23 protein-coding genes and 3 tRNA genes are annotated in these 26,717 nt (G+C 59.4%); 15 read left to right on the top strand and 11 right to left on the bottom strand.

Annotated elements, in window-relative coordinates:
* Window positions 1-336 precede the first annotated feature (336 nt).
* The 3 genes from rho (at window position 337) to AAA138_RS09295 (ending at window position 5,200) form a co-directional block, all read left to right on the top strand.
* Window positions 337-2,961 (top strand): transcription termination factor Rho, encoded by a 2,625-nt coding sequence (rho, locus tag AAA138_RS09305; RefSeq protein ID WP_349090597.1) that lies wholly within the window; start codon window positions 337-339, stop codon window positions 2,959-2,961.
* 312 nt (window positions 2,962-3,273) lie between these two features.
* Window positions 3,274-4,743, top strand: a complete 1,470-nt coding sequence (locus AAA138_RS09300; RefSeq protein WP_349090596.1) for a hypothetical protein — start codon at window positions 3,274-3,276, stop codon at window positions 4,741-4,743.
* 7 nt (window positions 4,744-4,750) lie between these two features.
* Window positions 4,751-5,200, top strand: a complete 450-nt coding sequence (locus tag AAA138_RS09295) for a VanZ family protein (RefSeq protein WP_343007679.1) — start codon at window positions 4,751-4,753, stop codon at window positions 5,198-5,200.
* 113 nt (window positions 5,201-5,313) lie between these two features.
* Here AAA138_RS09295 and AAA138_RS09290 read toward each other — a convergent pair whose 3' ends face one another.
* Together AAA138_RS09290 and AAA138_RS09285 are read right to left on the bottom strand one after the other, a co-directional pair.
* On the bottom strand, window positions 5,314-6,207 hold the full coding sequence (locus tag AAA138_RS09290) for an ROK family protein (RefSeq protein WP_349090595.1): 894 nt from the start codon (window positions 6,205-6,207) through the stop codon (window positions 5,314-5,316).
* Window positions 6,208-6,348: 141 nt separating this feature from the next.
* Window positions 6,349-7,530, bottom strand: coding sequence for an aminotransferase class I/II-fold pyridoxal phosphate-dependent enzyme (locus AAA138_RS09285; RefSeq protein ID WP_349090594.1), 1,182 nt, complete (start codon window positions 7,528-7,530; stop codon window positions 6,349-6,351).
* Window positions 7,531-7,696: 166 nt separating this feature from the next.
* Here AAA138_RS09285 and AAA138_RS09280 point away from each other — a divergent pair.
* From AAA138_RS09280 to AAA138_RS09270, 3 genes are all read left to right on the top strand, one after another.
* A tRNA-His gene (locus tag AAA138_RS09280) sits at window positions 7,697-7,773 on the top strand.
* A gap of 22 nt (window positions 7,774-7,795) precedes the next feature.
* Window positions 7,796-7,871: transfer RNA gene (locus AAA138_RS09275), tRNA-Lys, on the top strand.
* A gap of 43 nt (window positions 7,872-7,914) precedes the next feature.
* Window positions 7,915-7,990: transfer RNA gene (locus tag AAA138_RS09270), tRNA-Lys, on the top strand.
* A 16-nt stretch (window positions 7,991-8,006) separates the two neighbouring features.
* Here AAA138_RS09270 and AAA138_RS09265 read toward each other — a convergent pair.
* From AAA138_RS09265 to AAA138_RS09250, 4 genes are all read right to left on the bottom strand, one after another.
* Entirely contained in the window at window positions 8,007-8,480 is a 474-nt protein-coding gene (locus tag AAA138_RS09265) for a BRO family protein (RefSeq protein WP_349090593.1), read from the bottom strand.
* Between the two features lie 161 nt (window positions 8,481-8,641).
* Entirely contained in the window at window positions 8,642-10,168 is a 1,527-nt protein-coding gene (locus AAA138_RS09260) for an FAD-binding protein (protein ID WP_349090592.1), read from the bottom strand.
* A 311-nt stretch (window positions 10,169-10,479) separates the two neighbouring features.
* A complete protein-coding gene (locus AAA138_RS09255) occupies window positions 10,480-11,484 on the bottom strand; it encodes a GGGtGRT protein (RefSeq protein WP_006235553.1) in 1,005 nt (334 codons plus the stop codon).
* Between the two features lie 18 nt (window positions 11,485-11,502).
* Window positions 11,503-12,237, bottom strand: coding sequence for a nitrogen-fixing protein NifU (locus tag AAA138_RS09250; RefSeq protein WP_006235554.1), 735 nt, complete (start codon window positions 12,235-12,237; stop codon window positions 11,503-11,505).
* A 392-nt stretch (window positions 12,238-12,629) separates the two neighbouring features.
* On the opposite strand from AAA138_RS09250, the gene AAA138_RS09245 reads away from it, so the two are divergent.
* A complete protein-coding gene (locus AAA138_RS09245; protein WP_349090591.1) occupies window positions 12,630-13,430 on the top strand; it encodes a transposase in 801 nt (266 codons plus the stop codon).
* A 76-nt stretch (window positions 13,431-13,506) separates the two neighbouring features.
* On the opposite strand, the gene sufU is transcribed toward AAA138_RS09245, so the two are convergent.
* From sufU to sufC, 5 genes are read right to left on the bottom strand one after another with little or no spacing between them, the layout of a single operon-like run.
* Entirely contained in the window at window positions 13,507-13,941 is a 435-nt protein-coding gene (gene sufU / locus AAA138_RS09240; protein WP_349090590.1) for a Fe-S cluster assembly sulfur transfer protein SufU, read from the bottom strand.
* Entirely contained in the window at window positions 13,934-15,259 is a 1,326-nt protein-coding gene (locus AAA138_RS09235) for a SufS family cysteine desulfurase (protein WP_349090589.1), read from the bottom strand. The genes sufU and AAA138_RS09235 overlap by 8 nt, the downstream gene beginning before the upstream one ends.
* Window positions 15,256-16,527 carry a SufD family Fe-S cluster assembly protein gene (locus tag AAA138_RS09230; RefSeq protein ID WP_349090588.1) on the bottom strand — a complete coding sequence of 424 codons (1,272 nt, stop codon included), beginning with the start codon at window positions 16,525-16,527 and terminating at the stop codon, window positions 15,256-15,258. Before AAA138_RS09230 ends, AAA138_RS09235 begins: the two co-directional genes overlap by 4 nt.
* On the bottom strand, window positions 16,527-17,939 hold the full coding sequence (gene sufB / locus AAA138_RS09225) for a Fe-S cluster assembly protein SufB (RefSeq protein WP_022094821.1): 1,413 nt from the start codon (window positions 17,937-17,939) through the stop codon (window positions 16,527-16,529). Before sufB ends, AAA138_RS09230 begins: the two co-directional genes overlap by 1 nt.
* A gap of 12 nt (window positions 17,940-17,951) precedes the next feature.
* Window positions 17,952-18,752 carry a Fe-S cluster assembly ATPase SufC gene (sufC, locus tag AAA138_RS09220; RefSeq protein WP_349090587.1) on the bottom strand — a complete coding sequence of 267 codons (801 nt, stop codon included), beginning with the start codon at window positions 18,750-18,752 and terminating at the stop codon, window positions 17,952-17,954.
* A gap of 180 nt (window positions 18,753-18,932) precedes the next feature.
* On the opposite strand from sufC, the gene AAA138_RS09215 reads away from it, so the two are divergent.
* The 8 genes from AAA138_RS09215 to AAA138_RS09180 form a co-directional block, all read left to right on the top strand.
* Window positions 18,933-19,364, top strand: coding sequence for an Rrf2 family transcriptional regulator (locus AAA138_RS09215; protein WP_349090586.1), 432 nt, complete (start codon window positions 18,933-18,935; stop codon window positions 19,362-19,364).
* Between the two features lie 8 nt (window positions 19,365-19,372).
* On the top strand, window positions 19,373-19,660 hold the full coding sequence (locus AAA138_RS09210; protein ID WP_349090585.1) for a nucleotidyltransferase domain-containing protein: 288 nt from the start codon (window positions 19,373-19,375) through the stop codon (window positions 19,658-19,660).
* Window positions 19,647-20,066: an HI0074 family nucleotidyltransferase substrate-binding subunit gene (locus tag AAA138_RS09205; protein WP_349090584.1), complete on the top strand. Its 420-nt coding sequence runs from the start codon at window positions 19,647-19,649 to the stop codon at window positions 20,064-20,066. Before AAA138_RS09210 ends, AAA138_RS09205 begins: the two co-directional genes overlap by 14 nt.
* Window positions 20,067-20,192: 126 nt before the next feature.
* On the top strand, window positions 20,193-21,842 hold the full coding sequence (locus AAA138_RS09200; protein ID WP_349090583.1) for a hypothetical protein: 1,650 nt from the start codon (window positions 20,193-20,195) through the stop codon (window positions 21,840-21,842).
* 201 nt (window positions 21,843-22,043) lie between these two features.
* Window positions 22,044-23,840, top strand: coding sequence for an AAA family ATPase (locus tag AAA138_RS09195; RefSeq protein ID WP_349090582.1), 1,797 nt, complete (start codon window positions 22,044-22,046; stop codon window positions 23,838-23,840).
* An 87-nt stretch (window positions 23,841-23,927) separates the two neighbouring features.
* A complete protein-coding gene (locus AAA138_RS09190; RefSeq protein WP_349090581.1) occupies window positions 23,928-25,058 on the top strand; it encodes a glycosyltransferase in 1,131 nt (376 codons plus the stop codon).
* A 26-nt stretch (window positions 25,059-25,084) separates the two neighbouring features.
* Entirely contained in the window at window positions 25,085-26,308 is a 1,224-nt protein-coding gene (locus AAA138_RS09185) for a glycosyltransferase family 4 protein (protein WP_349090580.1), read from the top strand.
* A gap of 165 nt (window positions 26,309-26,473) precedes the next feature.
* Window positions 26,474-26,717 (top strand): hypothetical protein (locus tag AAA138_RS09180; RefSeq protein WP_349090579.1); only part of this gene is annotated, 244 nt, incomplete at its 3' end.

The following is a 26,717-nucleotide window of genomic DNA, read 5'->3' as shown; positions in this document are numbered from 1 at the left end:
GGTCGTGGGTCAAACGTAGTAGATAAGCGCGATTCGTGGCGTGGCTATTCCGGATGCCACGGTTTCACTCCTCTAGCGCGACATTTCAAGGCGCTTTTGATTAAGACACTTTTGAGGAGGAGTGTCCCTGATGACTGGGCGTTTAAGAACGTCCAATGACTAAGTTGCAGGTGGTGGCGGTTGTGCTACACTTACGCTGCGTATATGACGCAATCATCTCGATACAGATCAATGATGTCCGTCGTTTTTGTACGGAGCTAGACTGTTTAGCCGCCCTGAAGGTTTATGCAGGGAGCATGTGATCACAGGGCTTGAAAAGAAAGTTGAGCAAACACTGTGTCTGATCAACAGCAAGAAAACGAAATAACGACGGCGCAAACCGCTCCCGCTGCACCGGTTGCGTCGGACCAGGCCGTGAAGCCTGCGCCGGTGCAGGCCTCGGTTCCTGAGGCCTTCAAGGCCGCTTCGACGCCTGCGCCCGCATCGGCTGAGAAGGTCTCGCCTGCCGCTGGCGAGGGCGTTGCCCCTGCGGCCGAAGAGGATGCCGCGCCCGTAAAGCCCAAGCGCATACGCCGTGCGTCTAAGCCCGCCGCTGACGGCGAGGAGGCTGCAAAGCCCAAGCGTCGCACGACGCGCACCACGCGCGCGAAGCGGCCCGTTGCCGCCGATGCCTCGGCCCCCATTTCCGATGAGGTCGCGCAGGCCCGTGCGCTGGCGCAGATTAGCGAGGCTCAGGTTGTGCGCGCCCGTCGTCGTGCTGCCGAGCGCGAGGCCGCGGCACTGACCGAGCTTGCAGCGCCGGTCGTCTCCGAGGCGCCTGCGGCCACCGAGGCCCCTGTCGCGGGGCAGCCGACCGAGAAGCCGGCTCCGCGCACGCGTCGTCGTGCGGCCAAGTCTCAGCAGGATGCTGAGCAGGCGGCTCAAGAGTCCGGTGAAGCTCCGGCTCGTTCTGTGGTAGGGGAGGGTGAGCAGCCCTCTGAGTCTGCAACACCTGCCGAGGCCAACGAGGTTCCCGTTGTCGATCCCGCTCTTCGCCCGCACCGTCGCGGCCGCAAGCCCAAGGCCTTCGTCGAGGCCGAGAAGGCTGCCGCCGCCGCAGCAGCCGCAGCTCAGGATGCCGCGATGACCGCCGCGCCCGCGCCCGTCGCCGACACTCCTGCCCAGGGAACCGCTGCCACCGAGGTCGGAGCACCCGCCGAGGACGAGCCCGCCGATGTTCGTCCCGGTCGCAGCCGTCGCACGGCCGCTAAGCGCTCGTCCAAGGCCAAGGGTTCGAAAAAGGACGCGTCCGAGGATTCTGGCAACGAGGTCGTCGAGGCAACCGTCGACTCTGCTCCCGAGACCGAGAGCGCTGATCAGCCGGCAACCGATAAACCCAAGCGCACGCGCAAAAAGTCTGCAAAGGCTAAGGCTGTCGAGCAGCAAGCCGATGCCGAGCCCAATGCCGATGCCGATACCAAGGCCGATAACGAAGTCCCGGCCGACACCGACGCCGCAACTCCGTCGGCCAAGGGCGCCACGACCGCCGAGACCGACGAGAACGCCCGTCCCAACCGCCGTCAGCACAAGCGCAATGACGAGCGCAATGAGCGCAACGAGCGCAAAGACGAGCGCAACAACGACCGCCGCAATCGTCAGCGCGACCGCAAGCAGCGTAATAAGGAGCGCAATGCCGCCCCGACCGAGCCCACGCTTTCACGCGAGGAACTCGCGGCCATGAAGGTCGCCGAGCTGCGCGAGAAGGCCAAGGAGTTCGAGATCGAGACGACCGGCAAAAAGAAGGCCGAGCTCGTCGAGGAAATCTACACCACTGCTGCGAAGGCCGAGGGCTTCCGTGACATCAAGGGCATTTTGCAGATTCGCCCGGACAGCTCCGGCATCATCCATGCCCACGGCTACATGAAGTCCAGCGACGACGCCTTTGTTCCCGCATATCTCATCCGCTCCGCACGCCTGCGTACGGGTGATGTGATCGAGGGCTCGCTGCGCCCCTCACGCGGCGGCGACAAGCGCGCCGGCCTTGCCAAGATCACGACCGTCAACGGCCTTGATCCCGAGCAGGCCCGTAACCGCCCCAAGTTCGGCGATCTCACCCCGGTCTATCCCAATGAGCCTCTGCGTATGGAGCACGGCAAGGATTCCATCACCGGTCGCGCCATCGACATCGTGTCACCAATCGGCAAGGGCCAGCGCGGCCTGATCGTGTCGCCGCCAAAAGCCGGCAAGACCACGATCCTCAAGAAGATCTGCCAGTCCATTTCGATCAACAATCCCGAAGTGCACCTCATCTGCCTGCTCGTCGACGAGCGCCCCGAAGAGGTCACCGATATGCAGCGCTCTATCAAGGGCGAGGTCGTGGCCTCGACCTTCGATATGCCCGCCGATAACCATACTCGCGTGGCAGAGCTCGTGATCGAGCGTGCCAAACGCATCGTGGAGCTGGGTGGCGACGTTGTGGTGGTGCTCGACTCCATCACGCGCCTTGCCCGCGCCTACAATCTGGCCGCTCCCGCCTCGGGTCGTATCCTGTCGGGCGGCGTCGATTCGGCTGCCCTGTATCCGCCCAAGCGTTTCTTGGGCGCTGCCCGCAACATCGAGAACGGCGGCTCGCTCACCATCCTGGCCTCCGCCCTCATCGATACCGGCTCCAAGATGGATGAGGTCATCTTTGAGGAGTTCAAGGGTACCGGCAACATGGAGCTTAAGCTCGACCGCGACCTGGCCGACCGCCGTATCTTCCCGGCCATCGATCCCGTTGCCTCGGGCACGCGCAACGAGGATCTGCTGGTCGACGAGCAGATGCGCCCGTTTGTCTTTGGTCTGCGCCGTATCCTCGCCGGCATGAACAATACCGAGCGCGCGGCCGCGTCGTTTATCAAGGGCCTCAAGGGCACCAATACCAACCAGGAGTTCCTGGTGCGTTCGGCAAAAAAGCACAGCGATTACGAGCAGACGTTCTAGGCCGTCCGCTGCACGCGACAGCAATAATAGACATGCCAGAAGGGCCGGGGTTTAGATCCTGGCCCTTTTCGTATAGCCGCTCGCCAACAATTATTGACCTCACGATCGGCAAGCAGCGATTTTCCCGTTTCAATCCCGCTTCGTCGCTTGCAATCCCCAAGGGGGTTTCGCATAATAGCTGTTAAGCTTCGCGACGGAAAACGCAGATGAAACGAACCATATACCGTTGCTTTGGGGCATAGCCCCGCTTCATCTTCTCTCGCGCAGCCAACTGAATGATGTGATTTGGGTGCTGGAAGATGGGGAGAGCTCATGGCTTCTTCTGATGCAACACAACGAGCGGTCCTTGCTGGACTTTCCTGCGGAATCGGCCTTGCCGCTCCCGTAGTGATGTATGCTGCCACGCTGCCGTTTTCGTCGGTGAACGAGACGGTCGTCGCGGGCGCTGTTCCCTTTGCCGTGGGTGCGGTGGCGGGCGTGGGTATCTATGCCGCCTCGCTCGGCATTTCTGAATATCGCGCTCAGCATGCCGAGCGCCTGTTCGAGCCCGACGCTATGGGTGGCGCCGCGAACGTCAACCAGCATCAAAATGAGTTCCAGACTGCCTCGATGCCCGCCCAACAGCAGTGGGCTGTCCCTCAGGGTGTTGCCACTGCGGCTCCTGCCGTTCAGGCAAACGCCGCGCAGCCCTCTTCGGTTTTCTCCGGCCTGACCGGTGCCTTCCAGCGCCGTCGTGCCGACGATGGCGTCCCCACCATCGCCCGCGCCGCAGACGCCATGAGCGAGGCCGACGCCTGGTCCATGATCGATAGCATGCTCGACGACGATTCGCCGGTCAGCTGCGATCCCACGCGCTCACGCGACGTCTACCAGGTCGCTATCGACGAACTCACCTACGGCGGACAGACCGGCTCCTATAACCGCGATGACATCGCTGCCGCTGCGCGCGCCGTCTCGGGCTCTCATGCCGCCCCTGCGGGCAGCACGGCCGCCTTTGTGGCGGCCGTGGCTAACGCCGCCAACAACGCCGCCACGGCTCAATCCGTTACGTATGACACTGCCGTGCCCGTGACTCCGGCCGCCGCCACCGCCGCTGACCCCTACGCCGACGAGCCGCTGGCCGTCGACGAGGAGACTATTGCCGCCCGTCGTGCTGCCGAAAGCTCGCTGTGGGGCGCTCCTGCACAGCAGCAGGCGGCGGAGGCGGTGCCGTACAACGCGAACCTTGCCAACATGCCGATCATCAGCGACGCCTCTGCTGCGGCCATCGATCTCGATGACCTTGACGAGCCGGTCATCTCGAACGACATGCCGTATGTGGTCGCTGCCCCGGTCGATGCCCCGGCCTCCGCGTCCCAGTCCGTCGCAGTCGACGAGCCTGTCGATGCGACTTCCGAGGAAGACGTCCCCATGGCCGATTATTCGGGCCACGAGGGCATGTGGGCAGCCGCTGCCGCAATTTTGGACGAGGCCGTCGAGCCTGCTCCCGTTGCCGCTCCGGTGTTTACGCCTGCTCCTCAGCCCGCTGCCCCCGCTTACGTCGGTCGCCACAGCGCCGTGTTCCCCGAGGATACCGCCCGCATCTCGCGCGAAGGTATCGAGCGTGCCGAGGCCATCGCTGCCGGCATCATGGAGAACCGTCGTCACGAGCGCGTCAATCAGATTCTCGAGGAGGAGATCGACCGCCTACAGTCTGCAGCGGTGAGGCGCACGGGCCGTGCCTATCTGAGCGTTATCGAGGGCGGCACCGCCAGCTTTGAGCCGCTCTGTGCGGAGGCATAACTTCTGCATGCTTAAACTCGATCGAAAATGGGCGGTCGCGACCTGCCTGATGGTGCTGCTCATCTGGGGCAATTCGATGGTTCCCGGCACGGGGTCCGGTTCATTGAGCTTGTCGATTATGGAGGCCGTTCGCGGCTTTCTGCACGGCATGGGGCTTCCGTATGAATGGGTGACCAACTTCGTCGTTCGCAAGTGCGCGCATTTTACCGAGTACATGGTGCTCGGTATTCTGGCGACGCACGCTTTCGATATCGAGGGCCGTCGCACCTTTGACGTGCTGCTTCCCACGGCGGTGTTCTTGCTGCTGATCCCCTCGATTGACGAGACGATACAGCTCTTTGTGCCCGGTCGCGCCGGTATGATTACTGATGTGATGATCGACTGCTGCGGAGCGATGACGGGCGTTGTGCTTCGGTATCTTCTACGATCGCTCATATGTGCCAAAAAGGCCGCCTAGGACACATTGCTTGGTCCTAGGCGGCCTTTCTTTGTTTGGGGGCTTATACGGGGCGTGGCGGCGTTATACCGTTGAATGGGATTGTTGGACGTTGCGGCGCCCCTTTGGCGCGCCTACAGCTGAAGCGCGGCGGCACCCAGGGCCAGGCAGCCCATGATGCCCTGCTTGCCCTCGAGGCTATTGTTGACGATGTAGGTATCGATGTCGTTGACCTCGGGAGTGACGATATAGCCGTTGAGCATCTCGGCGCACTTTTTGCGTGCGAGCGGCACGATAGGGGTGTGGTCGGCAACGCCGCCGCCGATGATGATCTTCTGCGGGGCATAGCACAGCGTGTAGGTCATGAGCGCCTGCGCCAGATAGCCTGCGATCAGGTCCATGGCCTCCGGGTCATCGGCCATATCTCCGGCGCTCTTGCCATCCCAGCGCTTTTTAACGCCGGGACCGGCGATGAGGCCCTCGAGGCAGTTGTCGTGGAAGGGGCAGGCGCTATGCTCGCCGATGGTGTCACGCGGGTCTCGGGTGACCAGGATGTGACCGGCCTCGGGGTGCATCATGCCGTGGACGAGCTGACCGCCCGAGAGCACACCGGCACCCACGCCGGTGCCGATCGTCAGGTACACCACGTCGGTGAGGCCCTGCGCGCAGCCAAAGGTGACCTCGCCCAAGCAAGCGACGTTGACGTCGGTATCGTAGCCGCAGGGGACCTTGAGCTCGTTTTGGATGGTGCCCAGTAGGTCAAAGTAACGCCATGCGGTCTTGGGCGTCTCCAAGATCTTGCCGTACTGGGGCGAGGCAGGGTTGACCGCGGTGGGGCCAAAGGCGCCGATGCCCAAGGCGGCGATGCCCTTGTCTGCAAACCATGCGTTGACGGCCTCGACGGTCTCCTGCGGGGTCGTGGTCGCGATCTGCTCGCGCTCCAGGACCGTACCGTCCGCATAGCCCGTGGCGCAGACCATCTTGGTGCCGCCGGCCTCGAGTGCTCCGATAAGCTGCTGCTCTGCCATAGTATTCCTCTCTCTGGGACGAGTTGCTCCGTGACTAAAGTATAGAGCTCTAAACCATTTAAGAAAGCGCTCTAAAAAGAAGCCCTGCAACGCGGCGGGCGGTGCGGGGCTTCTTTGGTTGCTTTAGTTGCCGGGCCGTCCTTACCCGCACGGCTTGATTTTATCACGTAGCGACTTGAGGTTCTCCAGCGCCGCGTTAAGCGTCTCGTCTCGCTTGGCAAAGTGGAAACGAATCAGATGGTTGACGGGCTCGCGGAAGAAGCTTGAGCCGGGAACGGCACCCACGCCCACCTTGGAGGCGAGATCCTCGCAGAAGTCGAGGTCGCTGTCATAGCCAAACTCAGAGATGTCCATCATGACGTAGTAGGCGCCCTGCGGCACGTTATGCTCAAGACCGATGTTATCGAGTCCCTGACAGAACAGGTCGCGCTTGGCGGTGTAGAGGTCGAGGACCTCATCGTAATAGCTATCGTCGAAGTTAAGGGCGGTAACGACGGCTTCCTGCAGGGGAGCGGCGGCACCCACGGTGAGGAAGTCGTGGACTTTCTTGATGCGTTCGGTAATCTCGGCCGGGGCGATGGTGTAGCCCAGGCGCCAACCGGTGATGGAGTAGGTCTTGGACAGCGAGCTGCAGCTGATGGTGCGCTCGAACATGCCGGGCAGCGTTGCCATATAGACATGTTCGTGGGGCGCATAGACGATGTGCTCGTAGACCTCGTCGGTGATGCAGTAGGCATCGTACTTTTTGCAGAGGTCGGCGATATACGTGAGCTCCTCGCGCGTAAAGACCTTGCCGCAGGGGTTGGACGGGTTGCACAGGACGATGGCCTTGGGGTCGTTGTCGCGGAAGGCCGCCTCGAGGACCTCGCGATCGAAGTCGAACGTGGGCGGGTTGAGCGGCACATAGATGGGCTCGGCACCCGAAAGAATCGTGTCGGCGCCGTAGTTCTCGTAGAACGGCGAGAAGATGACGACCCTGTCTCCGGGGTTCGTGACCGTCATCATGGCGGCCATCATGGCCTCGGTGGAGCCGCATGTGACTACGATGTTCTTGTTGGGGTCGACCGGCATGCCCATAAAGTGCTCCTGCTTGGCCGCGAGCGCCTCTCGCATGGCCTGGGAGCCCCAAGTGATGGAGTACTGGTGATAGAGCGGCCTGGGGTCGGTCGCGATGGTGCCGAGGCTCTTGAGCAGCTGCGCCGGAGGATCGAAGTCAGGGAAGCCCTGGGAGAGATTGACGGCGCCGTACTTATTAGAGATGCGCGTCATGCGGCGGATGACCGAATCGGTAAATCTCGCCGTACGGTTGGAGAGTTCTTTCATGCTGGTCCTTTCGAGCATTTGCAGTGGGGCAAGTTTACTCCTATGAAACCGGTGGGAATTGCTCGAAACGCGCTCGAAAAACTCTTTTCAAAATTCTTGAAAATTGGGGCTTGCATCGCGTGGCGTTCCTTGCAATAATAGTCGAGCGCGAAGCGCACAGGACACGGTGGGTGTAGCTCAGTTGGCTAGAGCGACGGGTTGTGGTCCCGTAGGTCGAGGGTTCGAGTCCCTTTACCCACCCCAGTTCTTGCTTCGTGTTGATATCGGGTCGTTAGCTCAGTTGGTAGAGCAGGGGACTCTTAATCCCAAGGTCCAGGGTTCGACCCCCTGACGGCCCACCACACGATATCTCCTCTAAAGTCCGTCACAACGGGCTTTAGCTTTGGGTCGTTAGCTCAGTTGGTAGAGCAGGGGACTCTTAATCCCAAGGTCCAGGGTTCGACCCCCTGACGGCCCACCAAAGAATGTTAAGACGGTCAACTTCGGTTGGCCGTCTTTTTTTGTTGACCTTTCATGGGGTCGAACCCGAAAGGGCGCGGAGCTGAGGAAATGCGTAAGCATTTACCAGCGCAGCGCGCAAGGCGCTCTAGCGCCGCAGCGGCCGCCTGCACGGCGAAGTACGCCTGTGCGAGCGCGATTTCGGGCTTGTTTGGGTCTCCGTTTTGGGCGATTAAATAGCATGCATAGCGTGTCAGCTTGTAGTCTTTTACGGCTCGTTTGGCGATGCCGGCATCTACCATTTTGCTGGCCTCAGCAAAATGGGCGGCAACAGGCATTTTATTGGTGTCACACGATGCCATGGATCTCTTAACCGCAGTCTCAAAATTACGCCATTGGGTGTATCCGAGGGGCTCCATTAAATCGCGTGCGAGCCAATACTCAACGCCGTCTTCTACATGGGCGTAGCTGTCAAGTTCGACACGCCATTTCTCGATATCCCTGCTGTCCATATCTCTTCCTTTCTGTTCATTTGTCTACGTGGACTATGTCGACTCTGTATTAAGAATAAGGATACGCTGCCGTGCGGACACGAATGGGCCCCGTGTCGCTTTGAGCTCACGGGGCCCATAGATATCGATTAGTTGTGTTCTGCTCTAGATGGGTGCTCAGCTTAGTCTGCTCGATAGTGCGATCCTTGGCTTTCAGTCCGTGCGCGCATGGCTTTGACCATTTCCTGTGCTAGTTGAATCTGCGATTGCAAGCGGGCGAGGGCTGCGACTTCGCTGTCCTGGGCTTTCTGTGTGCTCAAGGTCGTTGCTTCCGTCTTCAAGCCATCAAGCTCGTGTAGTGCCTCGGATAGGCCGGTCTCGGTGCGGTTGATCATGCAATGGGTACTCATCGTGTGCTTAAGGCTGCGTGTCAGGCGTTCGGCATCTGTTGTGGCAATGCCGTACTGGGGGAGGGCGATATCCGCCTTCGGGTCCTCCTCAGGTGTATTCTGTGCTGCTCGCGCCGCTGATGCGCCTGCGATGCGTCCGAACACGATGCCGTTGGCGCTTGACAAGCCACCTATGCGGTCGGCTCCGTGCATGCCGCCTGTTGCCTCGCCGCAAGCGTAGAGGCCCTCAACGCCTGTATACGCGGTCTTGTCGATTTTGATACCGCCGTTGGCGGCGTGGGCATACATCGACACGCGCATCTCGTCGGTCGGCGCGATGCCGTGCTCGTCTTGCAGCCAGGTGGCAAAGGTCTGCACAAACTCAGGGACGTCCTCGCGGGGGAAGTCGTAGTGGAGCGCGAGGCCTTCGGCGCCTGCTTGATCGATGGCAAGATCGATGGCGCGGGAAGCCAAGCGTGACGTGAAGGGGCCATATCCGGAGCGTTGCTCAAGCAGATCGTCTAGCTTGTCGTCGGCGATATCGACCGGCTGGTCTACATGTACGTAGCGCAAGGTCTTCTCGTTAAAGACAAGGTTGCGCTTAGGCTCAATGAAGCCGGGCATCATCTGCATGAACTCTATATTAGTAAGGGACGCACCGTGCGCCAGCGCGATGGCCTGTGATGAGCTGAGCACGTCGGCGGAAGTGAGGCTTCGCTCAAACAGGCCACCCGTGCCGCCCGCAGCGATGATAGTGGCCTTGGCTGCCATAGGCACGAGATGCTCGTTTGCGCGGTTGTAGAGCACGGCGCCGACAATCTTTCCGTTCGCATCCTGAAGAAGATCGATAAGCTCGTGACGGGGGAGTAGGCGAATTCCGAGCAACTCGATCTGTGCCGTACACGCGTCTTCAAGCGGCTTGCGGGTCAGGCCGCGCCACATACGCGTTTTATGGTCAAAGCAGGGGATAAACTGCTTCTGCCGGGCGCTCTCGGCACTTTGCGGACGCTGGAGCTCAACACCTAGATCTTTCTCGAGCCATTGGATGGCCTGAGGAATACCGTGGACAAACGTCTGGACGAGTTCGGGGTCGGCAACGCCGCCGCCGACGGTCTGGATGGTGTCGATGAGGTCCTGCTCGTCGTCTTCGTCGACGGGACCAATCAGGCCGAGGCCCCAGGTGCCAGGGAAGAAGCTCGATCCACTCATAGTCTTGCCGGCGCTTGCCACAGTGACGGTTGCACCCGTGCGTGCCGCTTCTATGGCGGCACAAAGGCCCGCAATGCCAGATCCAATTACCAGTACATCAGTCGATTCCATCGGATTCCTTTCTCGTCCGGCGCATTGTCGCACGGGTGATCGGCAAATGTCTTGCAAAGGACTCACGTTTCGGTAAAGGGCAAATATGGCAGGTGGGCGTCGAGAGTGTCCGATCGCTCTGTCCCCATCCCCTCAATAAGTTGCGGTGAAATAGGGACTGTTTTGGCATGTGAAGGCGTTATTCAGTCCGTATATCACCGCAACTGATATACCGGTGATGGACTACTTTATGGCAGCGTGAATAAAAAGAGCCGCTACCTCGAAAGGTAGCGGCTCTAAAGCTCAACTATATGAGCATCGCGCGGGCGCGATTAGGCCTTGAGGGCCTCCTCGACGGCGACAGCGCAGGCGACGGTGGCACCGACCATGGGGTTGTTGCCCATGCCGATGAGACCCATCATGTCGACGTGCGCAGGCACGGAGGAAGAACCGGCGAACTGGGCGTCGGAGTGCATACGGCCCATGGTGTCGGTCATGCCGTAAGAGGCAGGGCCGGCGCCCATGTTGTCCGGGTGCAGGGTACGGCCAGTGCCGCCACCAGAAGCGACGGAGAAATACTTCTTGCCAGCCTCGAGGCGCTCCTTCTTGTAGGTGCCAGCGACGGGGTGCTGGAAGCGCGTGGGGTTGGTGGAGTTACCGGTGATCGAGATGTCAACGTTCTCGTGCCACATGATGGCAACGCCCTCGCGGACGTCGTCGGCGCCGTAGCAGTTGACGGCGGCGCGGGGACCATCGGAGTAGGGGATGGTCTCGACGACCTTGAGCTCGCCCGTGAAGTAGTCGAACTGGGTCTTCACGTAGGTGAAGCCGTTGATGCGGGCGATGATCTGAGCAGCGTCCTTGCCCAGACCGTTGAGGATGACGCGCAGCGGCTTCTTACGAGCCTTGTTGGCGTTCAGAGCCAGGCCGATAGCGCCCTCAGCGGCAGCGAAGGACTCGTGGCCGGCCAGGAAGGCGAAGCACTCGGTGTCGTCGGAGAGCAGCATAGCGCCCAGGTTGCCGTGGCCCAGACCGACCTTGCGGTCCTCGGCGACGGAGCCCGGAACGGTGAAGGCCTGGATGCCCTCGCCGATGATGGCAGCAGCCTCAGAAGCGGACTTGGCGCCACGCTTGACAGCGAGAGCGCAGCCGAGGGTGTAGGCCCACTCGGCGTTCTGGAAGGCGATGGACTGGGTGTTGTTGACGATCTCACGCGGGTTGAAGCCCTTGTCGGTGCAGATCTGCAGAGCTTCCTCGAGGGAGGCGATGCCGTTGTCGGCGAGGCACTTGTTGATCTTGTCAGCGCGGCGCTCGTAACCTTCGAACGTAACAGTCATAGTTATTTCCCTCCCTTTCTACTCGTGAACCGGGAACACGCTGGCGACGGAGTGAGTCTCCTCGTCGGTGCGCGGGTCGATGTACTTGGCAGCGTTCTCCCACTGACCATAGTGGCCCATAGCGCCAGCGATGGCCTCCTCGGGGGTCTTGCCGGCCTTGACGGCGTCGGTGAACTTACCGAGGTTCAGGAACTCGAACGCGATGATCTCGTTCTTGTCGTTGAGAGCCATGCGGGTGACGTAGCCCTGAGCGAGCTCGAGGTAACGAGCGCCCTTGGCCTTGGTGCCGAACATGGTACCGACCTGAGAGCGAAGGCCCTTGCCGAGGTCGTCGAGGGAGGCGCCCACGGGCAGGCCGCCCTCGGAGAACGCGGTCTGGCTGCGGCCGTAAACGATCTGCAGGAAGATCTCGCGCATAGCAACGTTGATGGCGTCGCAGACGAGGTCGGTGTTGAGGGCCTCGAGGATGGTCTTACCGGGAAGGATCTCGGAAGCCATGGCGGCAGAGTGGGTCATGCCCGAGCAGCCGATGGTCTCAACGAGGGCCTCCTCGATGATGCCGTCCTTGACGTTCAGCGTGAGCTTGCAGGCGCCCTGCTGAGGTGCGCACCAACCCACACCGTGCGTAAGACCGGAGATGTCGGAAATCTCCTTAGCCTGGACCCACTTGCCCTCCTCGGGGATGGGTGCGGGGCCGTGGTATGCACCCTTGGCAACGGGGCACATGTTCTCCACTTCCTGTGAGTACTGCATGCCTCTCCTCTCTATCGTGTTGGCGTCCCGTCTGGGGGTCGTGGCTGGCGATTGCCGGGCGACCCTTCGAAAGGGACATGACATGCAGCCCCTATAATACCGCGAAATGCACGGAATATTCGGCGAACGGCTCAGTTTTCGTAGCGAGAAGCGCGGAACTTTCAATTGAAGCGATTTAACAAAGCTGTTTGCGGCTGTGCGGTTCGCTGAAGGGGGTCGGTTCTGTTCAAGCTTTTGACTATGTCGCGTTGTCTGACCTGTAGCTATGATGCCGTTCGCCGCCTGTATACTGCCTTTTGCCGTGTGGCGTAGTTGTTTTGCGTGAATGTTTTGATGGCACGCTTCAATCGTGCTGTATTGGATGGCAAGCAGATCCCGGCGAAGGGAGCGTCATGCAGCGCGTTTGGAGAACGGTTACCGGCTTTTACCATGTTTGGGCCCGCGGTACGGGCAGGCAGATGATCTTTGAGAGTTACGAGGAGCGGTGGGAGTTTTTGGAGTTGATGCGCGAGTGCTGCCGCGATGCCCGGGTGACGATTGTGGCGTGGTGCCTTATGAACGACCACGTGGATCTGGTGCTTTTGGATTATGAGGACGAAATGAGCGCAGCCATGCAGCGGTTGCTGCTGACGTATGCCCGTCGGTTCAATAAACGTACCGGGCGCACGGGCTGCCTGTTTCGTGAGCGTTTTGAGCGCCGCTCGCTCGATACCGACTGGCAGGTGATGGAGGCTGTTCGCTCTGTGCACACCGATCCGCAGGAGGCGGGCATTGCTCTGATTGAGCGCTATCCGTGGAGCAGCTTTGCCGAGTATCTACGGGCCTACGACAACGATATGACGAGGGGATTTTCCGACCCTTCTTGCGTGCTTGAGCTTTTTGGTTCCGCCAAGGCCTTTATTGCCTATTCGCTTTCGACGCCCGACGGCTGCGAGCCGGCGATGCCCGATCTAGAAGAGACGGAGTGGGAGCGGCGCGCCTTTGCCGACAAGTTGGCGATGGGGCTCGGGGTTAAGCTCAACGGGGTTAAAGCCGCACCGTCGGCGCAGCGCAACATCGTTATTCTTGGATTGCACGATGCCGGTTTTACGGTGCGTCAGATTGAGCGGTATACGGGGATTGGTAAAAGCACCGTTTCTCGTATTGTGCGCGCTTATACGAAGGTGGACGCGCAGGCCGAGGGCTCGAAATAAAGGCAGAAAAGAAAATGGCCGAATCGCGAAAGTTAAGCGATTCGGCCAATAGAATTCTTCAGATTTGAGACAACTATTACTGATTATTTTGCCCCTCGAGCATACCGTCGAGGGTGCGCCAGGCGAGCTCGGCGCACTTGACACGGGCGGGCATGTGCGAGATGTCCTGGAGCTGGGCGGCCTCGTCTAGGTCTTCCAGGTCTTCCTCGGAGAGCTGCTCGCCGCGGATCATGGCCAGGAAGAGCCCGGCCAGGCGGCGTGCCTCCTCGACCGTCTCGCCGGTGATGAGGTCGGCCATGATGTCGGCGCTGGCCTGGCTGATGGCGCAGCCATGACCGGTAAACGAGGCCTCCTCAATCACGCCGTTCTCGACACGCAGCTGCAAGGTGAGCTCGTCGCCGCAGCTGGGGTTGATGCCTTCGTGCTCGTGCGTGGGAGCGTCCATCTCGTACTTATAGTCGGGGTGCGAGTTGTGCTCCATAAACGTGGTGGAGGTGTACAGATTACCCATTGAACGTGCTCCAAACGTGATGCAGGCCGGCGATGAACTTATCGATGTCGGCCTTGTCATTGTAGAAAGCCACGCTGGCACGGCAGCAGGCGAGGTTCTCGACGCCCAGCCAGGTAAGCAGCGGCTGTGCGCAGTGGTGGCCGGCGCGGATGCACACGCCGTCCATGTCCATGATGCTCGCGACATCGTGCGGGTGGATGCCCTTGACGTTAAAGCTGACGACGCCGTGATGGTTGTCCCAATAGATGGAGCCGATGATCTGGACAAAGTCGAGCTGCATGAGCGCGCCCATCAGGTAGTGGACGAGTGCCTGCTCGCGGGCCTGGATGTTTTCGTAGCCCACCGTGTTGACGAGGTAGTCGAGGGCGGCGCCTGTGGCGAAGATGCCGGCGGCATCCTGCGTGCCGGCCTCGAACTTCTCGGGGACGGGCGCCCAGACGGCGTCCTGCTCGGTGACCGAATCGATCATCTCGCCGCCGGTGAGCATGGGCGGCATGGCGTTGAGCAGGTCCATCTTGCCCCACAGTACGCCGATGCCCATGGGGCCCATGGCCTTGTGTGCGCTAAAGGCAAAGAAGTCGGCGCCCAGATCGGCCACGTTGACCGGCATGTGCGGCAGCGACTGTGCGCCGTCGACAACCAGATAGCCGCCGTACTTGTGCACGAGCTTGCCGAGGTTCTTGACCGGGTTCTCGACGCCTAACACGTTGGAGACCTGACCCACGGCCAGAATCTTGGTCTTGGGACCCACCTTGGCCAGAACCTCCTCGGTGGTGAGCTGGCCGGTCTTGGTGGGATAGAGGTAGACAAGCTTGGCACCGGTCTCGCGGCAGATCTGCTGCCACGGGATCAGGTTGGAGTGGTGCTCCATGACGGTGATGACGACCTCGTCGCCGGGCTCCAGCACTGTGGGCGCAAAGCTCTTGGCGACTAGGTTGAGCGACTCGCTGGTGTTGCGGGTGAAGACGACTTCGTTAGCCTGGGCGGCGCCGATGAGGTCGGCGATCTGCTGGCGGACCTTGGCGATGGCATCGGTGGCCTCGACGGACAATGAGTACAAGCCGCGCAGCGGGTTGGCGTTCATGCGCTGGTAGAAATCGCGCTCGGCATCGAGCACGCAAGCGGGGCGCTGCGCGGTGGCGGCGCTATCGAGGAAGGCGATCTCGGGATGCTGCTGGAACAGCGGGAACTGCGCCTTGTAGGGATTAGTCTCGATGTCCACGGTGGGCCAGCCGCGCGAAGCCTCGTCGCTGGCGTCGAGCTCCATAGGCTCGGGGGCGGTGCAGGTATCGCATTTTACGTGCTCGGTATCGATCATGCGAGCTCCTCTTCAAAGTTATCGATCAGGTTGTTGCCCAAGCGGACGACGGCAGCGCGGGTGCGCTCATCGGTGGCGGAAAGCGCGGCGTCCTCCAGCTTGGCGCGGATGAACAGATCCTCGGCGGCGTTTTGGTCAAGGCCGCGGCAGGCGAGGTAGAACAGCTGCTCTTCGCGGACGTGACCGATGGTGGCGCCGTGATTGCCGGCGACGTCGTCCTCGTCACAGAGAATGACGGGAACGGTCTTGTTGTCGACGCCCTTGTTGGCCAAAAGCACCGTCTCGCGCTCGGTGCCGGTTGCACCCTTGCAGCCGTGTACGAGGTCGATGGTGCCGCGGTAGACCTTCTTGGACGTGCCGGTTAGCACGCCGTTGGCGTCGATCTCGCACTCGGTCTTGCGGCCGCGGTGGCGCAGCTCGTAGTTAAAGTCGCGCACCTGCTCGCGGGCACCCAGGTAATCGGTATCGATTGTCACCTTGGCGGTGTCGCCCAGCAGGTCGCCGGCAAGGCCGGTAGCGCTGGCGCCGGCACCCAGGACAGTGTGCTGCACGTTGACGCGCGCGCCCTCGTCCAGGAACAGGCCGGTGTCGTCGAGCGCGATCCAGCTGTCGTCGAGCGTCTGCGTGCAGGTCACGTTGACGGTGGCGTACTCGTGGGCGCACGCGCGCAGCACAGAACCCACGACGCCCTCGCCGGCAACGGGGGAGTCCAGGGCAATCTTCAGGTCGAGCGTTGCCTGCGGATGGGCGACGACATCGATGGCGGCAATCGCAGCCGCTGCGTCGACGCCATTCACGCGCACGGTAACCGTGGCGTGCTTGTATGCGGGCACATCGATGACGACGCGCTTGGTGGCGTGGTCGGCCAGGTAGGTGTAGGCAGCCTCGCCCATACCGGTCTCGAAGGCCTCGGCAGGGGAGAGTTCCTCCTCGAGCTTGATAGCGCCGGCCTGGTAGACAGAGGTGGCGGGCACGTCGAGCTCGGTTTCTGGTGTGATGCGGGCGCGGTCGGCGGCATCACCGGGGGCGGAGGCGCGGCGCTCGGGGAAGCGCTCGGCCATGGCTTCCATGGCGGCGTCGAACGCGTCGTCCGAGCCGGCAAACTGCTCGCCCAGGCCCTCGACCTCAACGGCCTCGGCGGGGGCGGCAGCAAGCTCGTCCGAAAGCTCGAGCTTGGTCTGGTTCATCTTGAGCCAGCCCCATGTGGCGGCCGGCATCGCGTTGACCTGCTCGAGCGTGGTGGCAGCGGTGTTGGTTTCCTGTTTCATTATCCGATCGCTCCTTCCATCTCGAGCTTGATCAGGTTGTTCATCTCGACGGCGTACTCCAGCGGCAGCTCCTTGGAGACCGGGTTGGCAAAGCCGTTGACGATCATGGTGCGGGCCTCTTCCTCCGAGATACCGCGGCTCATCAGGTAGAACACCTTGTCGTCGCCGATGCGGCCGATAGTGGCCTCGTGGCCGATGTCGACATTCTTGGCGCGGATGTCCATAGCGGGGATGGTGTCGGAGCGGCTCTGGTCGTCGAGCATGAGCGACTGGCAGCTCACGGTTGCCTTGGAGCCCTCGGCCTTGGGCGTGGCCACGATGGAGCTGCGGAAGGTCTGAATACCGCCGCTCTTGGAGATGCCCTTGGTCTCGACGGTCGCCGAGGTCTCGGGCGCGTTGAGCACGACCTTGCAGCCGGTATCGAGGTTCTGGCCGGCACCGGCAAAGGTGATGCCGGTAAAGCTCGAGCGAGCGCGGCGGCCGTTGAGCACGCTCATGGGGTAGAGATAGCCCACATGGCTGCCGAAAGAGCCGCTGATCCACTCGATGTCGCCGTCCTCGTCCACGCGCGCACGCTTGGTGTTGAGGTTATACATGTTCTTGGACCAGTTCTCGATGGTCGAGTAGCGCAGGTGCGCGCGCTTGCCCACAAAGAGCTCCACAGCACCGGCGTGGAGGTTGGCCACGTTGTACTTGGGCGCGGAGCAGCCCTCGATAAAGTGCAGGTCGGCGTCGTCCTCGACGATGATAAGCGTGTGCTCAAACTGGCCGGCGCCCTTGGCGTTGAGGCGGAAGTAGCTCTGCAGCGGGAAGTCGAGCTTGGTGCCCTTGGGCACGTAGACAAACGAGCCGCCCGACCATACGGCACCGTGCAGGGCCGCAAACTTGTGGTCGGTGGGCGGGATGAGCGTCATAAACTTCTCGTGGATGAGCGGCTCCCACTGCGGGTCGTGCAGGGCCTCCTCGATGCCGGAGTAGACGATGCCCATCTTGGAGGCGGTGTCTTGCATGTTGTGGTAGACGAGCTCGGAGTCGTACTGCGCGCCGACGCCCGCCAGGTAGCTGCGCTCGGCCTCGGGAATGCCCAGGCGCTCAAAAGTGTTCTTGATGTCGTCGGGCACCGACTCCCAGTCGTGCTTTTGGTCAGTGTTGGGCTTGACGTAGGTGACGATGTTGTCCATGTCCAGGCCCTCGATGGAGGGACCCCACGTCGGATCCGGGAAACGGTTAAAGATCTCGAGGGACTTGAGGCGCAGGTCGAGCATCCACTGCGGCTCGTCCTTCTTGGCGCTGATCTCGCGCACGATGTCGGGCGTGATGCCGGCGTCGAGTCGCTCGAAACCCTCCTCGCCATAGGTGAAGTCGTAGAGGCTGCGGTCGATGTCCGCGACCTCGGTGCGGTTCTTGGTCATTGCGTCGCCCCTTTACGCCTGCTGCTCGGCAGCGGCGGCCTCGACCTGGGCGCGCTGCTCGGCGGCCTCGCGCTCGAAGGTCTCAAAGCCGTTCTTGTCGATCCAGGGGATCAGCGAGGCGTCGTCCTCGCGCACGATGTGGCCCTTGACCATAACGTGGACGCGGTCGACATCCAGGTGCTCCAGGATGCGCGTGTTGTGCGTGATGATGAGCATAGAGCCGTCGCAGCTCTTGCGGTAGGCGTCCATGCCGTGGCTGACGGTGGAAAGGGCGTCGACGTCCAGGCCGGAGTCAGTCTCGTCCAGGATGGCGAGCTTGGGCTGCAGCAGCAGAAGCTGGAGCATCTCGACCTTCTTTTTCTCGCCGCCCGAGAAGCCCACGCCCAGCTCGCGGTTGAGGTAGGCGGTATCCATGTTGAGCTCGGCCGCGAGCTCCTTGACGCGACGGCGGAACTCCTTGCCCTTCATCTCCAGGCCGGGGCGGCCGGCGATGCTGGCGCGCAAAAAGCTCGACAGCGGCACGCCCGGGATCTCGACCGGGGCCTGGAAGCTCAGGAACAGGCCGGCACGGGAGCGCTTGTCGGTGGTGAGCTCGGTGATGTCCTGGCCGTCAAAGACGATGCGGCCGTCGTTGACGGTGTAAACGGGGTCGCCCATGACCAGGTGGCCGAGGGTGGACTTGCCGGCGCCGTTGGGGCCCATCAGCACATGGGTCTCGCCGGTGGCGACGTTGAGGTTGACGTTGTGGAGGATGGTCTTCTCGTCCACGGAGGCGGTGAGACCCTCGATGGAAAGCAGCGGATTTGCGCTCATGCTGTCCCTCTCTGTATATGGTGTACTCATAGGTGTACGAAACCCTAGGAATCTTCTCGGAATAAAGTTACTATGGGTTCGGCGTTAGTCAAGGGAAAACCCGACTAATCCACTCGACTTTTCAGATTGTGGGACAAATTCATCGGCAGTGCTTGTCCCCAGCGTTATGGAAGGGTAGGTATGCTCATTTCTTCTAAGGGCCGCTATGCCCTCCGTTTGATGATTTATATTGCGGCGCTCGGTGACGCCGAAGGCAAGATTGCCCTTCGCGAGGTCGCCGACCGCGAGCATATCTCTCAAAAGTATTTGGAGCAGCTGGTTCGTCCGCTCATGAAGGCGGGCCTGCTTAAGAGTGTGCGCGGTAAGGGCGGTGGCTACATGATGGCCAAGGACCCCTCCGAAGTGCGTGCCGGCGACATCCTGCGTGCTGTTGAAGGCAGCACGGCTCCAGTGGCGTGCGATGGTATCGACAACAGCTGCACCCGCAGTGACCTGTGCTCAACGGTCAAGTTCTGGCGCGGTCTGGACGAGGTCATCGAAAAGTACGTCGACGGTGTGACGTTGGCCGACCTGGCCACCGTCCCCGAGATCAACTTTGACATTAAGCTGTAGGGCTGCAAATGGCATCTCTCGACAATGTGTACAAGCAAATCGAAGTTTTTGCTCGGGAATGTGATGCCGAGAAGGTCGTGCTGTTTGGTTCTCGTGCTCGAGGTGACAACTTGCCTAAGAGCGATATTGACATCGCTGTAGCAGGCTGCGGGGATTTCGGTCGTTTCTCATATTTGATCGAGGAGCGTCTTGATACTCTTTTGGATGTAGACGTCGTCAATCTCGATGAGTCCACATCGCAGTCGTTGCTCGACGAAATAGCTAGGGATGGTGTGGTCCTGTATGAAAAAATATGAGAACTTTGTCAGCGCCTTGGCGAATCTTGAGGATGCGCCCAATCAGGATCTCAACAATGATTTTGTTCAGAGTGGATTGATTAATAAGTTCAATCTTCAATTTGAACTGAGTTGGAAGCTCCTTAAGCGTCTGCTCGAGTATGAGGGCGCCACGCTTGCCGCGTCGGGGTCTCCTCGCGCCATCTTGAAGGAGTCCTACCGGTTCTACGACTTTATTGATGAGGCGGCCTGGCTAGATATGCTCAGAGACCGCAACACGAACGTTCATATTTATGACAACAAGCTCGCTCAAGATTTGATTCAGCGCATCTTGAACGTCTATATTCCCGCTTTCTGTCAGTTGCGAGACGGGCTGATGGAGCGATACGGCGAGCTTTTGCTGGTGCCCGACGACCAGTTTATTTAATTCCTTAAGATTTCGCGGAGGGTTGTTGCCGTTTACCGATGGGTTGTTGTGCAACAAACGGGGAGCTGTAATACTGAATCCATCTTTGCAAACTGCACTTTAACCACACCGATGCAGGGAGGACGTATGCAACCCAAGCATTCTGCGATTGTTGCGGGCCTGACGCTGGCGCTTTCGTTTGGCGCCGTTGCCGCACCCGCAACCGCTATAGCCGAGGAGCCCACGCCGGGCGTTGCCTCGGATGCCACCGATATCGATAAGGGCCTCTACACCCAGCAGTCTTTCTCGGGCGTGCTGAGGTCGGTTCAGAGTGTTTCGTTTGTCAACGTGACCGACGAGATGAAGTACTTTACCAAGTACGAGAGCCACGGCAATTACAACCAGGGCTTTTCGTATGGCGACGGTTACAACGCGCTGGGTTATTACCAGTTCGATCGTCGTTGGTCGCTTATTCCGTTTATGAAGCAGGTCTATAACTACGACTCTGCTAAGTACAGCATGCTTAAGGACGCGATTGACCGCGGTGGCGAGATTTCCAACGGAAGTAACCCCATGTATGTGAACGGCCAGCTCACCGAGCTGGGCCGCATCGCGCAGGATGCCTTCCTGGGTGCTTACAACACCGATCCGGCTGAGTTCTCGGCGCTGCAGGATGCCTATGCGTACAACTCCTACTATGCGGTGACCGAGTCGTGGCTTAAGAACGCTCTGGGCATTGATATTTCCGGTCGCGCCGATTGCGTCAAGGGCATGGTGTGGAGTATCACCAATATGTGCGGCACGGGTGGCTGCCAAGATTTTTTCCGTTGGGCAAACCTTTCTAACAGCATGACGGACCGCGAGTTTGTGACCGCGCTTTCGAACAGCGTGGTTGATAACGTGGCGCGCAAGTATTCGAGTCAGCCTCAGTACCATGAGGGTTGGAAGAATCGCTATAAGAACGAGCTCAAGGACTGCCTGGTCTATATCGCCGAGGACGAGGCCGCTGCTGCAACGCCTGTGGAGCCTGAGCCCACGCCGGCGCCTGGTCCGAGCATGGCGCCCGCTGCTCCCGCCGCACCGACACCTGGTACCGATGGCGATGCGGGCGATAGTGGCGATAACGATGCGCCCTCGACTGATACGGGCAGCGATGATACCGGTAACGGTGGGGCTACGTCTGGTGGCACTGCGGCCGGTGGCGCTTCTGGCGATTCGTCGACTTCTGGCTCCGACGGCGCTACGGATGGCACGACATCTGGCTCTACTGATGTGGACACTTCTAACGGTGCCGGCGATTCCTCTACCGGTGCTGGCTCTTCTAACGGTTCTGGCTCCGATGCATCCGAGGGCGATTCGAGCGAGGGCTCCGACACCGGCGATTCCTCGACGGAAGATAAGCCTTCTGCCGGAGAGCAGCTTGGCTCCATGCTGGGGTCGTCTTTAACGGCGGGCATTAACGGCAGCTCTTCTTCTGATGAGGGAGCGTCTGAGCAGGGCTCCGGCTCCAATGTCGAAGGCGCCGCAGATGCTTCCGCCGATGCGGGTGCAAAACAGTCCGACGCCGATGCTCAGAAGGTTGACGACAAGAACGTCACCTCGACTACCACGACGACTACCACGACCACGACGACCAAGTCCTCGGGCGGCAACATGCCCAAGACGGGCGACCTCATCGTGATGGCGAGCCTTGCCAGCGCGAGCTTGGCGACGCTTGGTGCCTCGTCCATTGTGAGTGGTAAGCACAAACTTGATCAGCAGAAGAAGGCTGCTGGCCAGAACGGATCCGAGGAGTAAGATTCTGGTCGTCCGATAATCTAAGAACTAGGACGGGGTCCGGTACGGCTGTATCGGACCCCGTTTTGTTGTGCAACGATTTGTTATGCCCCATCGGGGCTCTTGTTGCTACCGTTGCCCGAAACGTCTGCATGACGGCATCATTGCGGTTGAGTTGCTCGATACAATGGGCATCGTGCTGTTTTTTAGGGAGAAGTTACTGTGTCTGAACAGGCGATTTATGGTGATGCTGCCTACTATGGCGTAGAGTTGATCAACCGCTCGGGTAACGGGGCACTGCCGGTCGGCGAACATGACTTTGCCGAGGCCATGGATCGATGCGTGTTAGTTGACAAGACGATGTTTATTGCCGATGTCTTGGATGCTGATGCTTCCGTTGTGGCGTGTTGCCGGCCCGAAGGCTTTGGAAAGAGCATGAACCTGTCGATGCTTAAGGCTTTTCTGGAGCGACCCACGGTCGGACAGGTCGATCGGGGCCTGTTTGCTGGTTCCCAGATTTGGGATGCGGGCGGCGGGCGCTATCGGGATGAGTATGCGTGCTATCCGGTGATATCGCTGGACTTTTCTGGCGCTGCGAGGTGTGGTGCCAATGTCGTCGGCGTCGTGCGTGATGCTCTTTCGGGTGAGTGTGCTCGCTTGTTGACGCTTTTGGAGGCTCCGGATTTACCGCGAGATAAGATGCGTCACATCGAACGCGTTGCGCGTGGCGTGGCAAGTGCAGATGAGGTCAATTTGGTGCTTGGCATTCTCATCGAGCTGCTGGAGATGGCTTGCGATGAGCAGGTTGTGCTGCTCGTTGATGGGTATGACGCGGCGTTGTTGAGTTGTTTTGCTATGAGGGACGCTTGTGGCTCCTGTCCGGCAGAATTGCTCGATCGCGTGCTGTTCGATGCCATAGCCGCTGCAGGCGATTCGTTGCGGCTGGCGTGCCTGATGGGGGAGCGTCCCGGTCCTGCTGTGGCGGCGCTTTCTTCGCGCGGGTGTTCGAACTGTATGTCGACGCCGCTCTCGACGTGGTGTGACCGGTGGTTCGGCTTTTCGGATGACGAGGTTCAGGCTCTGCTAGGCCATGCAGGACGCGGGGAATTCCTGGATGACGCGCGTGAATGGTTCGAGGGATACCGATTTGGCAGGTTTTATTGCTCGAGTCCGGCGCGCGTGATCGATTTCTTGAACCGCGGTTGCACGCCGCCGGTGCGGGCCGATTTGTATGGGTTTGCCGACTCCCTGAGTAGGGTGGCTGTTGACTGGAGTCTCGATCGGCTTTCGACTCTGTTCGATTTACTTGAACCGCATGGATGCGTTAAGGCTCCTCTTTGTCTGGGTGCCGTCGTGTCGAATGACGCTTGCGTTGATGATGTTTGGACCGCGTTATACCTGTCCGGCTTCCTCACGACGGATATGGTTGAGGAGCCGGGAAACAGCGCTCGCTCCCGTGCTCTGCGTCTGCCCAATAACGAGCTTCGCCAGGCGTTGCGTCTCGTGATTATTGAATGGTTTGAGTTCGCCGCCGAGGATGTGCGGGACGTCGATGCGCTTCGTGACGGGTTGTGTCGCGGTGACGAGGATGCGGTGAGGCAGGCGCTTCGTCGAATTCTACGTGACGCGGAAGCCGGCGCGGTCGAGATGGATTCGCCGTTGCCATACCACCTGCTATTGCAAGGGCTCTGCTTTGGTATGCCGGGGTATGCCAATCCGTCATCCAATCGAAAGCGCGGGGCGTATCGCTGGGATATTCAGGTGTTCCCTACGGGAAGGATGCTCGATGTGGCCGACACCCTCGGCATGCTCGACGAACGTCCGCTTGTCACTATGAACATGATGTATGACCCCGACGTGGATGCCTTGGGTCTTGAGCTGTTGGCGGTTCAGGCGTTGCTCGACATCGAACGTGACGGTATCGACGAGATTCGCGTGCCGCGACCAGGCATCGGCCGCGTGCGCTGGGGCTTTGGCTTTGACGGGCAGCACGTGTCCGTAGTGTGCCAGCGGCTGTAGGGGGCGGGCGGTTGAGCAGTTTTTTAGCTGCTAATATCGCTGTGCTAGGATTAAACAGTTCTGATTTGCGTTCCCAAAGGGGTTTAAGTGCCGAGCAATTTGCATTTTGATGAGCGTATAGAGGTCACAGTTATTGTCCCGTGTTTTAATACGGCGCAGTATCTCGATCAGTGCCTGACGAGCATCGAGGCCGATGACTTCGCATCGCTTGAGGTTATTGTCCTTAATGATGGCTCGACTGATAACTCGCTGGAAATCATGAGGCGCCATGAGGAAATTGATTCCCGAATTCGCGTTATTGATAAGCCGAACCAGGGGTATGGTGCCACGGTCAATCGTGGTATTGAGGAGTCTCGAGGTGCATACATTGCCATTGTCGAGCCCGATGATTACCTTAAGCCTGGTATGTATACAAGACTGATGGACCTTGCCCACGCATACGGAGAGCCCGATGTTGTGAAGTCGGCATATTGGCGTGTGTGTATGCCCGGTACTCCACAGGAGAACGTATGTCACTGCGCCTATTACAAGCGAATTAATACAAAGAAGCAGCCGTTTACGTTGCGGGATAATCCTCGCCTGATCCAGCATCACCCTTCCATTTGGAGTGCAATTTACAAGCGTTCTTTTTTGGACGAGTTTGGCATTCGCTTTAAAGAGGTGCCCGGTGCCGGATGGGTGGACAATCCCTTCTTGATTCAAACGCTTGCTCAGGCTCGCTCGATTGCGTATACCGATGATTCGTTTTATTGCTACCGCGAAGACCTCCCTACGTCGTCTTCGGCTAAAAAAGCAAGCGATCTCCCTATTGTTCGCTGGAATGATATGGCCGATATCGTTGATGAACTTAATATTTACGACAAGGGGATTCTCGAGTCTTTCTATACCATCGGTTTTAGGTATGTTGGCGGACTTGTTGAGCAGGGGGCCTTTGAGGATCCGGCACTTAAGGCTCGCTGTGCGGCATTGTTTAAACGCATGAATCCTGAAATCGTTTCGGGCATGTCACACATCAGCGGTGCATTTAAACAGACATACTCCCAGCTCACCGGTGTAGTTGTTTCAGCCAATAAAGTGGCATATGTTGCTTATCTTGCCTCGGAGTTCGTCTATTCGTTGCGCACTAATGGTTTTGGGTTCGCTTTCTCGCGTATCGGTTTGTTTGGCAATCGTCGAGCTGCCGAAAAAGGGGAGCGCCTCGACAAAACGAGTGCCTAGCAAAGCCGTGGGAGTGGATTAGTGATATGACAGAGAAAAAGCGAATTGCCATTTATACGCAAGATGCCAAGCTTGGCAATGAGGTCAAGGGCGCAACGCGCTATGTATATCTTGCAACGTTGCTGCATGAGCATGGCTATGATGTCGATTTTATTACTTCGGGATTTCAGCATTGGGAAAAACGTCAACGCGACGTTGAACATTTTGATGCCGGGACCGACGCCTATGCAATTCGATTTATTGAGGAGCCGTTCTACCCCAAGAATATGTGCCCCCAGCGTATCTGGGCGCATCACGTCGTTGCCAAGCGTGTATCGGAGTATTTCGATGAACATCATGATTACGACTTGATTTACTGCCAGATTCCACCCAATGATGTTGCTAGGGAAATTGGTAAAGCCGCTCAAAAGTTTAATATCCCGTTTGTGGTCGATGTTAATGACCTTTGGCCTGAGGCCTTCCGTGTGGCGTTCGACGTTCCTGTTCTTTCCGACATCTTGTTCGCGCCGTTTTATCGACAGGCCAAAGCTGTATACCAGATGGCCGATGCCGTTGTTGGCACTTCGGATGAGTACCGCGAGCGTGGTTTGCGTGATGCCCGAGCCGGCATTCCGAGCGAAACCGTATATGTCGGTAATCAGCTGTGCGAGTTTGATGCTGGCATTGCTGCGCATGCTTCGCAGATTGATAAGTCCGCTGGGGACATTTGGGTTTCCTATGCGGGTACGCTAAGCGCGTGCTATGACCTGGAGACATTGGTCAGGGCCATGGCGCTGGTGCAGAAAATTCACCCCGAGGCTAAGCTGCAAATCTTGGGCGATGGTTCAGAGCGCGACAATCTTAAGGCCGCAGCGCATTCTAGCGGTGCCGAGGTCGTGTTCCATGGCTATTTGCCTTATAGCCAAATGGCTGCATGGCTTTCCAAGAGCGACATAACAATCAACTCGCTGGTGGAAAAGGCCGCCCAGAGCATCGTGACCAAGATCGGTGACTATTTGGCCGCGGGAAAGCCCATGGTCAATACATCGTGCAGTAAAGAGTTTAGGGCAAAGGTTGAAGCTGATGGTTTTGGTGTAAACGTGAAACCTGGGGATGCCGAGGGAATGGCTAGTGTCCTTATTGACCTTATCGATGATCCGCAGCGCCGTGCGTTGATGGGAGAGAAGGCGCGCGTCGTCGCGGAGGAGCAGTTCGATCGCCCGCATTCGTATCTCAAAACGGTGCGGTTGATTGAGGGATTGATTGGTTAATTGAATATTTGAGTAATTAAATATGAGATAACACATGATGCGACGTATCGCTTTTTATCGACTGTTTATATTCGGCAATAAATGATACCGTTGAGCTGATCAACCTCGTTTTAATTCTCTCCATTCGCTATCATGATTTAAGACATCTGCAGTACGGAGGGTAGTATGAAACGACTATTGTTGGCTTTACCAATTACTCTACTCCTTGTTTTAAATAGCTATCTTCCTGCTTATTCAGAGGACTCGGTCCTTCACGCTACTCATCAGGTTGCGATAATTCCTTCCGCGGCCCCCTCCGACCCGTCGGCGCCCGCCCCCAGGGCGGAGGCGACCGGCGACGGCGAGGTCACCCTGACCTGGGAGCCCGTCGAGGGCGCCGAGCGCTACGCCGTTGCGGAGGCCTTCTCCA

Source organism: Collinsella sp. CLA-JM-H32B (genome assembly GCF_040098065.1).
Classification (GTDB): domain Bacteria; phylum Actinomycetota; class Coriobacteriia; order Coriobacteriales; family Coriobacteriaceae; genus Collinsella.
Note: the sequence above shows the minus strand (reverse complement) of the source record. Positions and strands in the feature narration are given on the sequence as shown.